10 protein-coding genes are annotated in these 15302 nt (G+C 63.7%); 8 read left to right on the top strand and 2 right to left on the bottom strand.

The window, feature by feature from the left end; genetic code table 11:
• Window positions 1–747 precede the first annotated feature (747 nt).
• The 4 genes from P0D70_RS06890 (at window position 748) to P0D70_RS06875 (ending at window position 6334) form a co-directional block, all read left to right on the top strand.
• On the top strand, window positions 748–2037 hold the full coding sequence (locus P0D70_RS06890; RefSeq protein ID WP_408183829.1) for an MFS transporter: 1290 nt from the start codon (window positions 748–750) through the stop codon (window positions 2035–2037).
• Window positions 2038–2115: 78 nt separating this feature from the next.
• Window positions 2116–3804, top strand: a complete 1689-nt coding sequence (locus P0D70_RS06885; RefSeq protein WP_408183827.1) for a GMC family oxidoreductase — start codon at window positions 2116–2118, stop codon at window positions 3802–3804.
• Between the two features lie 153 nt (window positions 3805–3957).
• Window positions 3958–4878, top strand: a complete 921-nt coding sequence (locus tag P0D70_RS06880) for a TauD/TfdA dioxygenase family protein (RefSeq protein WP_408183823.1) — start codon at window positions 3958–3960, stop codon at window positions 4876–4878.
• A 34-nt stretch (window positions 4879–4912) separates the two neighbouring features.
• Window positions 4913–6334 (top strand): aldehyde dehydrogenase family protein, encoded by a 1422-nt coding sequence (locus P0D70_RS06875; RefSeq protein WP_408183818.1) that lies wholly within the window; start codon window positions 4913–4915, stop codon window positions 6332–6334.
• A gap of 74 nt (window positions 6335–6408) precedes the next feature.
• On the opposite strand, the gene P0D70_RS06870 is transcribed toward P0D70_RS06875, so the two are convergent.
• Both P0D70_RS06870 and P0D70_RS06865 read right to left on the bottom strand, forming a co-directional pair.
• Window positions 6409–6759 carry a BON domain-containing protein gene (locus P0D70_RS06870; protein ID WP_408183816.1) on the bottom strand — a complete coding sequence of 117 codons (351 nt, stop codon included), beginning with the start codon at window positions 6757–6759 and terminating at the stop codon, window positions 6409–6411.
• A 99-nt stretch (window positions 6760–6858) separates the two neighbouring features.
• Window positions 6859–8022 (bottom strand): porin, encoded by a 1164-nt coding sequence (locus P0D70_RS06865; RefSeq protein ID WP_091804492.1) that lies wholly within the window; start codon window positions 8020–8022, stop codon window positions 6859–6861.
• Window positions 8023–8406: 384 nt separating this feature from the next.
• On the opposite strand from P0D70_RS06865, the gene P0D70_RS06860 reads away from it, so the two are divergent.
• The 4 genes from P0D70_RS06860 (at window position 8407) to P0D70_RS06845 (ending at window position 15277) form a co-directional block, all read left to right on the top strand.
• A complete protein-coding gene (locus P0D70_RS06860; protein ID WP_091804494.1) occupies window positions 8407–9024 on the top strand; it encodes a DUF2889 domain-containing protein in 618 nt (205 codons plus the stop codon).
• A gap of 130 nt (window positions 9025–9154) precedes the next feature.
• Window positions 9155–12001 carry a winged helix-turn-helix domain-containing protein gene (locus tag P0D70_RS06855; protein WP_408183813.1) on the top strand — a complete coding sequence of 949 codons (2847 nt, stop codon included), beginning with the start codon at window positions 9155–9157 and terminating at the stop codon, window positions 11999–12001.
• A 210-nt stretch (window positions 12002–12211) separates the two neighbouring features.
• On the top strand, window positions 12212–14092 hold the full coding sequence (locus P0D70_RS06850) for a feruloyl-CoA synthase (protein WP_408183811.1): 1881 nt from the start codon (window positions 12212–12214) through the stop codon (window positions 14090–14092).
• Window positions 14093–14137: 45 nt separating this feature from the next.
• Window positions 14138–15277: an acyl-CoA dehydrogenase family protein gene (locus tag P0D70_RS06845; protein ID WP_091804502.1), complete on the top strand. Its 1140-nt coding sequence runs from the start codon at window positions 14138–14140 to the stop codon at window positions 15275–15277.
• Window positions 15278–15302 lie beyond the last annotated feature (25 nt).

Raw genomic sequence — 15302 nt, 5'->3', positions numbered from 1 at the left:
CGATTGCTTCGCGGGCGAACTCATCGTCACCCAGGAATGTCGGGATTGACACAGCACCGATCTCCAATATTTTCTAGTTGATAACACAACAACATGCCGCGCCTGAGCAAACGATTCGAACGCGTCGATCTCCGGGTTCCACCTCGAAGCGGACGGCGCTCAACCTGGCAACGCAACCGGTCCTGCCGCGCCGGGCAATACCGGCATGCGCGCCACGTTCATAGACGGCCGCTTTGTTTCCGGGGGAAACACCGACCACGAACCATCGTCGTGGCGGAAGAAAAAAATCGACAGCTCACCGGTCGCCCGCCTCGACGCCACGCACACATAACGCCACCGGCCGGCACGGGAGTGACTGAAAAGCGTCACCCGCGCCCGCATTTGCGATTCAGGTCCAAACCACTTTTCCACGAGGCCGCGCAACGATGTTTCCCGGGTATTCACTGTCTCTCCTCTCATGAAGGCTGACACGGATCGGAACCGCGATCCCGCTCGATACTTCATGGACTCACAGTAAGGCAATGCGCTTCCCGTGCCACCACCCCAGTGGGGTAGAACGCCGTTCCTCCGCGGCAACACCGCATGAATAACGGGACATTTCCCCATCCAGGGCAACAAGGTTTTCCCTAGCCTACCTGTTCCGGGTGGTTGCCCACCCTCGCGCACCCTTTACCGTGGCGCTACAAAGTCCGCATTACCGGCCGGGACAGCGAAGTCCGCCGGGAGCAGGACTACCGGAGACAACCTATGACCGCTTCCCCTGATTTCCAGGCAAAGTCCGCATGGACGATGACCTTCCTGCTGACGGGGCTCGCCCTCATCAATTTCCTGGACAAGATCGTGCTCGGTCTCGTGGCCGTGCCGTTGACGGCCGAACTGCACCTGTCTCCGGAAAAATTCGGACTTGTCGCCGGCAGCTTCTTCTGGCTCTTTTCCATTTCGACTGTTCTGGTGGGGTTTCTTTCGAACCGCGTCCAGACCCGCTGGCTATTGCTGGCAATGGGTCTCAGTTGGGCGGTACTTCAATTGCCGCAGGCCATGGCGACGAGCGCGCTGGGGCTGCTCATCTGCCGCGTGATCCTGGGCGCCGCCGAAGGCCCGGCGTTTCCGGTTTCCGTGCATGCGTTGTACAAGTGGTTCCCCGACCGGAAACGCAATCTGCCCGTCGCCATCATCAACCAGGGCGCGGCTTTCGGCATGCTGCTGGCCGGCCTGCTGATTCCGCTCGTCACGAGACAGTGGGGATGGCGTATGAACTTTCTGCTCCTCGGCGCGATAGGCGCGACGTGGAGCGTACTGTGGGCATGTTTCGGGCGCGAGGGCGGCCTCGGTAAGCAGCAAGCCGCGCCGATCGCGCGAAACCGCGCGTCGCGGCTACCGTATCGGAGAATCCTCACGGACCGTTCGGTCCTCTCGGTGTTCGCGCTCGGATTCACCGCCTACTGGACCTTGGGCCTGAGCCTGACCTGGATCCCCACCTACCTCGAAAAAGGGCTCGGATTCAGCGGTGTCGATGCGGGTCGTTGCTTCGCCGTGGTGGTCGCGACAGCGACTCCGGTCAACGTGGGCCTGAGCTGGTTATCCCAACGCATGCTCGGACGCGGCGTGTCCACACGCAAGGCGCGTGTCCATCTGATCTGTTTGTCGGCGGTTGCCGGGGCTCTGCTGTATATCACCCTCATGCTGCTTCACCTGCCGCCGTTGCAGAAAGTGGCGCTACTCGCGGTGGCCGGCGCATTGCCGACGTTGAGCTTCACGCTGGCTCCCGCGCTGCTCGCCGAAATGGTCCCGGACATTCAGCGCGGGGCGCTCGTCGCCATCCACACGGCACTCGCAAGTCTTGGCGCCGCATTCGCACCGGCCGTGATGGGACGGATCGTACAGGTCTATGGCGGCGGCAACAGCCATGCCTATGAACTCGGCTTCACGGTCAGCGCCGTCCTGCTAATCGCGGCCTCACTCGCAGCCGTGCGCTGGCTTCATCCTGATCGCTCGCACAGAACACTCAATCACTTCGCCACGCAAGCCGCGACTTGATTGATCTGGCTATGGCAGCGGCGACAAAGACAACAGCCGCTGCGCGTGCACACATCCCTTCCAACGAACAGAGGCGCCATGATCAGAACTGGTAACAACGCTCGCAACAGCATGATCGCGGCCGAGTACGACTATATCGTCGTCGGCGCAGGCTCCGCAGGCTGCGCGGTGGCCGCCAGACTGGCGGAGGACACATCGGTCACGGTCGCCCTGCTCGAGGCCGGCCCGCATGACCATCACATGAGCGTATGGGTGCCGATCGGTCTGGCATCGACCGTGCAAAAGGCCGGTCCGCGCAACTATGCTTACCTCACCGAACGTCAGCCCGGCCTTAACGAACGCCCGTCCTTTCAGCCACGCGGACGCGGACTGGGCGGCAGTTCGTCAATCAACGGCATGGTCTACATTCGTGGACATCGCAACGATTACGACGAATGGGCCGCTCTGGGTTGTACGGGTTGGGGCTACGACGACGTCCTGCCCTACTTCCGCCGCAGTGAATGCAACCAGCGCCACGCCGGACGTACTGACGATCCGTGGCACGGTGGCGACGGTCCGCTGCACGTGAGCGACCTGCGCACGCCCAACCCGTTCTCGCATCGTTTCGTCAATGCCGCGCTGCAAGCCGGATTGCCGCTGAACACGGACTTCAACGGCGCGGAGCAGGAAGGCGCCGGCCTTTATCAGGTCACGCAGTTCAATGGCGAACGCTGGAATGCCGCGCGTGCCTACCTGCACAACGGCAATGCGAAAGATCCGGACCTGAACGGCGGCCGCCCGAACCTGCACGTGCTCCCGGACACGCAGGTGTTGCGTCTTGTCATCGAGAACAAACGCGCGCGCGGCGTCAGCGTGGTGCGGGCAGGCGTCGAGCAAACGTTGCGGGCGCGGCGCGAAGTCGTGCTCAGTTGTGGCGCCTTCAATTCGCCGCAGTTGCTGATGGCCTCGGGCATCGGTGCGGCCGGGCATCTGCGCAGCCACGGTATCGAGGTCGTGCAGGATCTGCCCGGCGTGGGCGAGAATCTGCAGGACCACCTCGACGTGATCGTCAACAAACAGGTCAAATCCAACGACCTCTACGGCTACTCCGCAGGCGGCTTTCTGCGGCTCGCGTCCGGCATGTGGCGTTACCGGCGCGATCGCAGCGGCATGGTCAGTTCCAATTTCGCGGAGGCAGGCGCCTTTGTGAAAAGCCGCCCCGACCTGGTCATCCCGGACGTGCAGTTAGCTTTCGTTCTCGCCCTGCTCGGCAATCGTAACGTGGCGAAACGCCGCAAACTCGGACATGGCTATTCCTGCCACGCTTATATTCTGCGCCCGCAGAGCCGCGGTCACGTGCGCCTACGTAGCGCGGACATGCGCGACGCGCCGTCGATCGATCCACGCTTTCTGTCAGCGGAGGCCGACATGGAAGCGCTGGTCGCCGGTGTCAGAATCGTCCGCCGTATTTTCGCGCAGCCGGCACTGGCCGAAGCGGGCGGAAAGGAACTGTTGACGGACGATTTCGGACCGGACGATTCGAACGAAGAAGCGATCCGGGCGTTCGTGCGCAGCCATGCCGACAGCGTCTTTCACCCGGTGGGCACCTGCAAGATGGGAATCGACGCAATGGCCGTGGTCGACCCGAGCCTGCGCGTGCGCGGCATTGAAGGGCTGCGCGTGGCCGACGCGTCGATCATGCCGACGCTGATCGGCGGCAACACGAATGCACCGGCCATCATGATCGGCGAGAAAGCCGCTGATCTGATCCGCGCCGACAACCGCTAGACGGCCGCCCCGCGCGCTGAAGCGGCGCGCAAACGGCGTCGCACGAAACCAGAACCCGGCATACGCGCACCGCGTGCGCCTGTGGAACCGTCCCAACTGCCGCGAGCCCAATGCGCCGCGGCACATGCGGGCCCTGACAAATGGAGACATGACATGCAAGCAACAGAGATCGCGCCCGATTCGACAGCGGTGCACGCCAATTCCGACAACGCCTGGCCGTTCGCCGTCGAACGCTATACACCGACTATCGGCGCGGAAATTCGCGGCGTCGATCTGCGCGATCCGCTTGACGACGACACTTACGCTGCATTGCGCCGCGCACTGCTGAAGTTCAAGGTTCTGTTCTTTCGCGACCAGGATATCAGCCCGGCCCAGCACGTCGCCGTGGCAAAGCGATTCGGTGAACTGGAGATCCATCCCGCGTTTCCGCATCACCCGGAGCATCCGGAACTGGTGATCCTCGGCCGCAACGATACCAAGCGCGGCCGGGAGAACCTGTACCACTCCGACGTATCGTGGCGCGAGATTCCCTCCATGGGCTCCATGTTGCGATGCGTGCAATGCCCCGAGGTCGGCGGCGACACGATGTGGATCAACATGGTCACGGCCTACGAGAATTTGTCCGACGACGTGAAGGCTAAAATCGCCAGCCTCAAGGCGGTCCACGACTTCCTACCGCTATTCGGCATTGCGGTGCCCGTGGACCAGCACGCAACGATGCGCGCGAAGTTTCCGCCCGTCGAGCACCCGGTCGTGCGAGTCCATCCTGAAACTGGCGAGAAGATCCTCTACGTCAACGAAGCGTTTACCACGCATCTGTCGAATTACGGCCATTTGACCGCGAAGGAGTATCGCGTTGGCTTCGACTACAAGCTCGCCGAAATGGAACTGCTGCAGTACCTGTTCCGCCAGGCCCAGGCGCCGGAATATCAGGTCCGCCTCAAGTGGCGCCCGAACACGATCGCCTTCTGGGATAACCGCTCGTGCCAGCACTATGCGGTCCAGGACTACTTCCCGGCGCCGCGCCACATGATGCGTGCGACGGTGATCGGCGATCGTCCGGTGGCAGCCTGAGTTCGACGCGCCCCACAGAATCCCAGGAAACGAAATGAAAACGCTGAACACCTTCTATATCGGCGGCCAATGGGTCGAACCGTCCGCCGGCAGCACGCAGACGGACATCATCAATCCGGCCACCGAGACGCTGACCGGCCAGCTCACGATGGGAACCGCGCAAGACGCGGATCGCGCCGTCGCCGCGGCGCGAGCCGCCTTTCCGGTCTGGTCGGAATCGAGCCGCGCCGAGCGGGTCGCGCTGCTCGAGCGGATCATCGAATGCTACCGCGCGCGGCTCGACGACATTGCCGAGGCGGTCCGCATCGAAATCGGCGCGCCCATTACGCTGTGCAAGCATCTGCAGGCCGCGATCGGCCTCTCGCAGCTTCAGGCCGCAGTGGAGACGTTGCGCCATTTCGAGTTCGAGACTCAACACGACAAGAGCTACGTGCGCCGCGAAGCGGTCGGCGTCGCGGCGCTGATCACGCCGTGGAACTGGCCGTTGAACCAGATCGCCGCCAAAGTCGCGCCGGCCTTGGCAGCGGGCTGCACCGTCGTGCTGAAGCCTTCCGAAATCGCTCCGCTCGACGCTGTGATCTTCGCGGAAATCATGCACGAAGCGGGCACGCCGCCCGGCGTCTTCAACATGATCTTTGGCGAAGGGCGCGTCGTCGGCGCACGGCTGTCGTCGCATCCCGACGTGGACATGGTGTCGATTACCGGCTCGACGCGTGCCGGCGTGGAAGTGGCCGTCAGCGCCGCGCCCACGGTCAAGCGCGTGGCGCAGGAACTCGGCGGCAAGTCGCCTCTGCTGATTCTCGACGACGCCGATCTGCAGGCCGCAGTGACGAGCGGCGTGGCCCAGTGCATGGTCAATTCCGGACAGACCTGTGTTGCGCCGACCCGCATGCTGGTGCCACGCGAACGATACGACGAGGCCATGGCGATTGCCGCGGCGGTCGCCAATGGGATCGTTGTCGGCGATCCCGCGGACCCGGCCACCAAGATGGGCCCGATCTCGAACCGAGCGCAATACGAGAAGGTGCAGCACATGATCCGGGCCGGCATCGAGGAAGGCGCGAGGGTCATTGCCGGCGGCCCCGGCAGGCCCGAAGGAATCGCGCGGGGCTTCTACGCGCGCCCTACTGTTTTCGCGGATGTTCGCAACGACATGAAGATCGCGCGCGAGGAAATTTTCGGACCGGTGCTGGTGATGATTCCGTACGACAGCGAGGAACACGCCATTACGATGGCCAACGACACGGAATACGGACTCGCCGCCTATATCGCCACCAGCAACCCGGAACGCGCCCGCCGTGTGGCCGCGCGCCTGCGCGTGGGGTCGGTGCGGATCAACGGCGCGATGCTGGACATTACGGTTCCCTTCGGCGGCTACAAGACATCCGGGAACGGACGCGAGTATGGTCGAGAAGGGTTGGCCGAGTTTCTCGAATGCAAATCGGTGACAGGCTAAAGCCCTGAACAAAGGGCCCGCTCACACACCGCGAGCGGGCCCCGACCTCACTGCAGGAACGCGAGAAATACGCTTTACAACGTGGATAACGTCAATGCGTTCGTGACTGAGGCCACGCCTTCAACCCCTTCAGCAGCCTGAGTCGCCAGTCCGACCTGCGACTGTTCCGGCACTGTTCCTTCCAGGATCACCACGCCGTTATGCGCCCGCACCGTAATTGTGGTGGCCCTCAGCCCTTTCGTTTTGCTCAGCGCGCGAACCACGTTCTTCTGAAGCGCGCGGTCGGCGGCCTTGACGGCTTTCGCGTCCGACGCATATGAGCGGCCGGATGCAGGGGCCGCAGCGCTGCTCTGCGCGTGCACGTCGAGTGATGCCAGAACGAGCAGCGCGCTGCCTACCAGCGTGAATACCTTGTTTTGTTTCATGGATGTTTTCCTGTTGTGATATCGGACCCGCTGAAAACCGTGACACAGTGCTCACGGACGACGCCGCCTCGCGGCGTCTTTCGTGAACGCATGCTGTCGTCAGAAACGATGTGTCATGCCGAGCACCGCAAGAACCTGCTTCGAACCGCTGGCGACGCCCGTCACACCAGGCCAGCTCATGTTCGCACTGCCGTTGTTCTTCAGGTAGCCCGCGCGCATGTAGAGACTCGTACGCTTTGACAGACTGTGGTCGACGCCGACTTCGATACCCGGCGTATTGTCGTGAACGCCACGCACATCCCGTTCGATGCCGGCGATTTCGATCACGTCCGCGGGTGTGGCCTGGATCGTCGCGCCCAGCTCGATAATGCTGTACGAGTGAACCAGCGAAGCGAGCGGCAACTTGACTGCCGGCGTGATGGTGACGAGCGAGCCGGCAGGTGCATCCTTCGGCCGGTTATACGAATAGTTGAACTGGAAATTCACGATGCCCAGCCGGTATGCCAGCGCGCCGGTGAAGTGCTCCGTTCCCATCAGATCGAATGTGGTCAGCAGCGTCGGCGCGGTGGGCACCAGCGGCGCACTCTCCTGCGATCCATGCTGATACTGGTAGCCAACGCCCGCATAGAAGCCGTAGCCCGAATAGTTCGCGGCCACGTCGACCATCGCGCCGGAGCGCACGGGCACGGGTTGCGTGACGGTGCCTGGCATCGCGTACATGGCGTAGACGTGCACGCCTCGCATGTCGGGTGACGAATAGAAGATCGAATTGCTGGTTCGCCCGGACACGTACTGCGTTGCAAGCGTGGAGCGGTCGGTTGCGCCGGCGAGGTCGGCCGCTGCCAGCGGCGACATGACTTCGTTACCGCGGAACGGGTCGGTGAAGTAGACAGCCCAGAAGCTCGGTTGATACTGACGCCCGAAACTCAGTTGGCCATACGAATCGTGCTTCACGCCCACCCACGATTGCCGGTAGAACATCGCCGTGCTGTCCGCGAAGAAGCCTCCGTTGTTGATGTTGAAGCCGGTTTCGACGTCGAACACCGCCTTCAGACCGTTACCGAGGTCTTCGGATCCCTTCAGGCCGAACAGGGAACCCGTGGAGCCGCCACTTCGTTCGGAAAACGAATGTTTTCCGCCGTTATCCAGGTACTGGACGAATACGTCCGCCACCCCGTATAGCGTCACGCTCGACTGGGCCGCCGCTCCTCCGGCGGCGAGAATCAATGTAGCTCCGCAAATGCTCTGACTCATGAAACGCATGCATGTCTCCTCTTTGTGTTTGCCGTGCCCCACGGACACGGGTAAAGCAAACTCATGCAGATGTCCGACGGGACGACGGCCGGCACCAGCCCGGCCGGTCGTCGCGAGCCCATATTGCAGGGACGTCCGGGCAGATGACCTACCCAAACAGAGGGGGGACGGGAATACCCCGAGCGGTGAAAGATGTAGCGACATGCATCGAACCCTCCCCCCCGATGCAGGGGGCGGCTGGCGTTCTGCGCTCAAATAGGCTCGGTGATATCGATCGCTCGAGGGCCGACGTGCTCCTCTCGCTGAACCACGAGATGTCCGTGTGTTTCGATCGACACCCGGCCTGATTCGTCTTCCATCAATCGAATGACTGCTTCTGTCAACGAGGTACCTATGCCTGCCATCCCATTGAATCCTTCAACGCGGCGGCTCGTTCACACCCGCCGGGTCGAGTGCATGGGCTTCGAACGAAGCGACGGCCTGTTCGATATCGAAGGTCGCATCCGCGATACGAAGGCGGAAGATGCCGATCTGCTCTTCAAGACCGTGCCGGCCGGCTCACCGATTCACGACATGCGCATCGTGGTCACGATCGATTCAAATCTCCTGATCCATCGCATCGAGGCGCATACCGACTCGTCACCGAGCCGCTATTGCACGGAAATCAACGAGGCTTATGCCGGCTTACAGGGCGTGACCATCGGCGCGGGCTTCATGAAGGAGGTCAAGAGCCGCCTTACCGGTCCGAAAGGCTGCACGCATCTGACCGAGTTGCTCGGCCCCATCGCCACGACGGCTATCCAGACGTTGATGGGTTGGCGCAAAAGCGCCCCCGCCAACGGCGAGTCCGCCGACGGGGCAAACAACGTTCAGCCTCATCCCATGGTCGACACCTGTTATGCGTGGCGCGCGGGTGGCGACGTCGTGCAATTCGTGTCGCGGCGCAAGCAGGAATCCGTGCGCGATACAGCACACACCGCCGGCGCGACCCACCTGCCGGACCCAGGCTGATCCGGGAAGACACTCCCCTGTCCAACGTGAAAACGCTGCGAGCGCTGCGCTACAATGTGCCGATTATCATTTCGTCCTTTGGCCCTCGCCGACCCGGCGCGAAGCCAGGGCGCGCAAGGCGCAGGTCACGATGTCGCAGAATTCCCCTCCCGTGGACCCACGCCGCTCCCAAGGCGGCTCCGCGGACTCCCGAGCCGATCCCCGATTGATTCCGCCACGTAATACCGCCCGCGTCGTCGCGCGCGAACGTCTGCTGGCCCAATTACTCGACGCCCGGCGCAACCGTTGCGTCGTGCTTCAGGGGCCGGCCGGCTGCGGCAAGACGAGCCTGCTGATCGCGTGGCGCGAAGCCTTGCTTTCGCTCGGGTTCGACATCGCCTGGCTGACACTCGCACCTGAGGACAACGAACTCGCGCACTTTCTCGACTACCTCGTCGCAAGTCTCGCCCAGGTCGACCCGGCGATGTGCCATGAAGCGGCCTTGCTAGGCGGCCGCGGTATGGACGACGAAGCGGTCGAGCGCACGATCATCGCGCTCGTGCGCGGTATCGCCGCTCATTCGAACGACGTCGTGCTGGTGCTGGACGACCTGCATCACGTTGCCAATGCGCGCAATCACGAAGCATTGCAATGGCTGCTCGACTACGCGCCGGCGAATCTCCATCTCGTGCTCGTCTCGCGTGGCACCGTGCCGCTTTCGCTGGGACGCCCGCGCGACCAGGGCCTCGTCCTGGAACTGGACATGCGCGATCTGCGCTTCACGGCCGCCGAATCCGAGGCGTTTCTCAAAGCGCAGTTGGGCGAGATCGGCCAGCGCGAAGCGCGGCACATGCATGAACTGACCGACGGCTGGGTGGCGGGACTGCAACTCTTCGCCATGCGTCTGAAGAGAAGAAAACAGGGCGCAACGGACCTCGCGCCGTCAGACCCGCTCGCGAACGCACAACTGCTGGACGCCCGCGGTTTTGCAACGTATTTCGAACGCGAGGTGTTGTCGCGCCTTGCGCCCTCCGAAGTGGAAATGCTGGTCCGCATGGCGAGCTGCACGCGCGTCTGCGCGCCGCTGTGCATCGCCTTGATCGGCGACGAGCAGTCGCCTGCCGAAGTGCGTGCGTTGCTGACGAGACTGGAAAACGACAACCTGTTCATCGCCCCGATCGAGAGTTCGGGCAGCGAGACGTGGTATCGGCTGAACCCGCTTTTTCGCGAGACACTGCTCGAGCGTTTTCGCGCGCGCAGCGAACTGCATCAACGCGAGGTGCATCTGGCGGCATGGATCTGGTTTCGCGACCACCGCCAGCACGACGACGCCGTGCGGCACGCCTTACTCGCGGGCGAGTCGGCGGCGGCCGCCGATCTCGTGCTACGCGTCGCGCGGACCATGCAGATTGAAGGCGACCTGCGTAAGCTCGTCGGGCTGATCCGCCTGCTCCCGCTCGCCGAAGTCCAGGCGCGCATCGGATTGCGCCTGTGGATGGTGCACCTGCAACTGTATGCACGCGAATTCGACGCGTGCGCCGCGGCTATCGCGCGCCTGCAAACCGATATCCCCGAAAGCGATGCGAATTCGCGCTATCGCCTCATCCTGTTACGCGCAGCGCTCGCCGTTCAGCGCGACGACACGGACGAGGCGATATCGGTCTTGCCGGACATGCGGCAAATTCCCGCTCACGCCGACAGCCTCACCGTGGGCGGCCGCAACAACCTGCTCTCGTGGATTCACATGCGCCGCGGCGAGTACGACGAAGCGCGGCGTGTTCAGAGCGAGGCGCCGCAACTTCTCGTGGACGGCGCGCCGCTCATGGGCACCTCGGCCGGCACACTGAACGGCCGCTGCATTGCGGGGTTCAGCTATGCATTGGAGGGCAAATTCATCCAGGTCGAGCGCATCAGTCGCGACGTGCTGTTCGAGGCGGATCAACACGGCAGCGCCACCGCCGAAGCGGCATGTTTCGCGGCAGCGCTGCTCGGCGAAGTGCTGTACGAATTCAACGAACTGGACGCGGCCCGCAAACTTCTGGAGGACCGCGTCGACGTGCTCGAACGCGTGTCCATTCCGGACTCCGTATTGCGCGTCCTGACCGTGCTGTCAGCGGTCCATTGGGCCGCGGGACACCGGCTCGATGCCTTCGCCTATCTCGAACGTCTCGAAGAATACGCGACCCAATACGGTTTGCAGCGGCTCATCGCGCACAGTGTGGCCGAGCAGATTCATCGCCATCTGCTGAGCGGTCAGTTCGACGCAGCGGAAGCCGGGCTCGCGCGGCTCGACATGATCGTGGCGCGCGTGGTGAGCACACCGGTGGCCAGCACGGCGGGCACCGCTGCGGAAATCCACGCGATGGCGGAAAGCTCGCACATCAACTGGTGTATCGCTCACGAGGATTTCGAAGGCGCCGCGAGCCGTCTTCAGGCGCTGATTCCGTTCTGCGAGGCGCGCGGCTGGCAACGGCACCTTGCGCACTTCCAGATGCAAGCTGCGGTGGTCGACGCCCGTCGAGGCCGGGCCGAAGCCGCGCGCGAAGCCGTGCTCGCCGCGTTGCGCCGGGGCCACCGGCTGGGTCTCGTCCGCAGCCTGCTCGACGCCGATCCCGGCGCGCTGGACCTCATTACCGCCGTGGTGCAAGGCGAAGCGCACGATCCGGTCTTGTCCTTCTATGTGAGCCGGCTCCACACCGCCCACAAGGCCACCTCGGCAAGCGACGCGGAACCGGCTGTCAAACCCGCCAACCGTAACTCGCAGCCCACCGCCGCCGAAACGCTGAGCGAGCGCGAAGCCCGGGTTGTGGGCCTGCTTGCGCAGGCGTTGCCCAACAAGAAAATCGCCCGCACGCTCGGCATTTCGCCTGAGACCGTCAAGTGGCATCTGAAGAACATCTACGGCAAACTCGGCGTGACCAGCCGTGACGAAGCGGTCGCACGCGTACGCGACCTCGAACTGGGCTCGACGCCCGTTGCCGGCGAAGGGACCGACTGACGCACTCGCGTCTTGACGTGCCCCGCCGGCTCGTCCTTCCTCGTTCGGCTCCATCCCTCCTCGCCACCCACCTCGGGTGGTTCGCTCGTCGCCACGAGCCACTATGCTCTAAGTCAAGGGGTCGCGCGCAGCCGTTCACGGCGTGCGCGCCTCACACAACAAACGCCGGTGCGCACCCTGTCGCGCGCTGAAGCTCAGGAGACAAGCGTAATGAGTACGCTCATGGCTAGTGAATACACGGCAGCCCCTTACCGTCCCGTACGCTTTCCCGAACGGCGTCCGCTCGTCGAACGCCGCGCCGACGGCACGTTGATGCTGAGTTCCGCCAGTCCGCCCCCCGATATCGCACACAACAGCTTTGCCGATTTCATCCCCGAATGGGCCGAGCGCCGCGGCGATAGTCCGGCATTCTGCGAACGCGATAGCAGCGGCGCCTGGCGCACGATCAGTTGGCGCGACCTGTGGCATCAGGTGGAAGCGGTCGCTTCCTGCCTGCTGGAAATGGGCCTCGGCCAGCAGCACCCGCTGGTTCTGCTCTCGGGCAATTCGATCGAGCAGGCCGTGCTTCTGCTCGCAGCCGAGTATGTAGGCATTCCCGCTGCGCCGGTTTCGCCCGCCTATTCCACGCTCAGCAAAAACTTCGCACGTCTGAAGGGGGTGCTCGAACTGGTGCCGCCGGCGGCGGTGTTCGTGCAGGACGCGGCGGCGTTCGAACGCGCGCTCGCGATCACCGAACTGGCGACGACGCCGGTCATCGCGGCACGCAACGCGCAGCCTTCGCAACACGCATGGACCGACCTGCTTGCCGTCGACATGACGCCGCCGCGCGCCGCCGCCGTTGCCGCGGCGCACGCGGCGATCCGCAGGGACGATACCGTGCGCGTCCTCTTCACGTCGGGTTCGACCGGAACGCCGAAAGGCGTGCCGCTCGCTTACAGCAACTTCAAGGCAGTCGCCGCCTATTACGCCGACAATCTCGGCTGGCTGGGCGAATCGCAGCCGGTGTTCCTCGACTGGCTGCCGTGGCACCACGGCCTTGGCGGCGTACTGAACATCGGCCGCTCCGTCCAGTTCGGCGCAACGCACTATATCGACGACGGACGCCCGCTGCCTGGCATGATCGAGCGCACCGTGCGCAACCTGCGTGAAGTGTCGCCCACGGTCTTTACCAGCGTCCCCTCCGCATGGGCCGTGCTGGCCGGCGAACTCGAGCGCGACCCCGTGCTCGCGCGCAGCCTGTTCGCCAATGTGCAGTACTTCGGCTACGGCGGCGCAAGCTTGCCGACGGACGTGTGGCATCGCATCCAGCGCGTGGCGGTGGACACGATCGGCAAGCGCATCGTCTTTTCGACAGGCCTTGCCTGCACCGAGACGAGCGGAATGGGCACCTACTGCGGCTGGCCCGCGACCGATCTCGGCAACATCGGCGGCCCTGTGCCGGGTTCGGAAGTGAAGCTGCTGCCGCTCGAAGGCGGCGACGGCCGCTACGAAATCCGCATGCGCGGCGCGAACGTGTTCGGCGGCTACATCGGCAATGCGGCGCTCACCGCCGCCGCTTTCGACGAAGAAGGTTACTTCCGGCTCGGCGACGCCGTGCGCCTCGCGAATCCGGACGATCCGGCGCAAGGCCTGCTGTTCGCCGGGCGGGTGGTCGAGGACTTCAAGCTGACGAACGGCACCTGGGTTCGAACCGGCGCGGTGCGGCTCGGTTTGCTCGATCAATGCGCCCCGCTCATTTCAGATGCCGTGATCTGCGGCCATGACCATGAATTTCTCGCCGCGCTCGCCTGGCCTAACGTGGCCGCCTGCCGGCGCCTCGCGCCCGAACTCGCCGAGCTCGACGCGGCTGCGCTGGTCGAGCATCCGCTCGTGGTCGCCGCGCTGCGCGAACGCCTCGCCGGCCACAAAGGCGGCGGCGCCAGCCGCACGATCGAACGCCTGATGCTGATGGCCGAGCCCCCTTCGATCGACGCCAATGAGATCGCCGAGAAAGGCTACGTGAACCAGGCCGTGACCCGCGCGCGCCGCGCTCATCTGATCGAACAGCTCTATCACACCGAACCTGCGGCACATATCGCCTGCGCGCGATAACGCCATCTATCCGCTCATGCCGCACTCATCCTCAGGAATTTAGTGATGCAAATTACCCGTACTGTTTTTCGTGACGATCATGAAATGCTGCGCACCACGGTGCGTCGCTTCCTGGAACGGGAGTGCGCTCCCAAACAGGCCGAGTGGGACAAAGCCGGGCGCGTCGACCGCGAGACGTGGCTGAAGGCAGGCCGCGAGGGTCTGCTGTGCCTGACGCTGCCGACCGAATACGGTGGTGGCGGCGGCGACTTCGGCCACGCGGCGATCCTCAATGAGGAAACCAATCGCGCCGGGCTGAGTGGACTCGGCTTCGGCGTGCACTCCGACGTGATTGCACCGTATATCGCGCGCATCGGCAATGAAGAGCAGAAGCAGAAATGGCTGCCGAAAACGTGTACCGGCGAATCCATTCTCGCGATCGGCATGACCGAGCCCGGCACCGGCAGCGACCTGAAGGCGATCCGCACCACCGCCTTGCGCGACGGCGACGAGTATGTGATCAACGGCAGCAAGACCTTCATCAGCAATGGCCTGAACGCCGACCTCATCATTCTGGTGTGCAAGACCGATCCTAGCGCGGGCTCCAAGGGCGTCAGCCTGATCGTCGTCGAGGCGACCCGTGAGGGATTCCGCCGTGGCCGCAAGCTCGACAAGGTTGGCATGCACTCGCAGGACACCGCTGAGCTGTTCTTCGACAACGTGCGCGTGCCGGTTGGCAATCGTCTCGGTGAAGAGGGCAAAGGCTTCGCTTATCTGATGGGCGAACTGCCGCAGGAGCGTCTTTCGATTGCGATCGGCGCCGCCGCAAAACTCGAAGCCTGTCTCGAGCACACGATCAATTACGTCAAGGACCGCAGGGCCTTCAATCAGACCGTGTGGGACTTCCAGAACACCAAGTTCAAGCTGGCCGACATCAAGGCGCAGGCAACCGCGGTGCGCGTGCTGGTCGACCACTACCTCGCCGAACACGTGCGCCGGCGCCTCACTTTGGAGGAAGCCGCGATCGCCAAGCTGTTCGCCACGGAATCGCTCGGCAAGGCACTCGACGACATGGTGCAACTGCACGGCGGTTACGGCTACATGCTGGAGTACCCCGTGGCCCGCGCGTTCGCCGACGCACGCGTCAACCGTATCTATGGCGGCACGAGCGAGGTCATGCGCGACCTCATCTCCCGCAAGCTGTAATTCGAACATTCCATTTCCAAGGAGC

Origin of the sequence: Paraburkholderia sp. RL17-381-BIF-C (assembly GCF_046026435.1) — a bacterium.
Taxonomy (GTDB): domain Bacteria; phylum Pseudomonadota; class Gammaproteobacteria; order Burkholderiales; family Burkholderiaceae; genus Paraburkholderia.
This window is presented reverse-complemented; position numbering and strand designations above follow the sequence as displayed.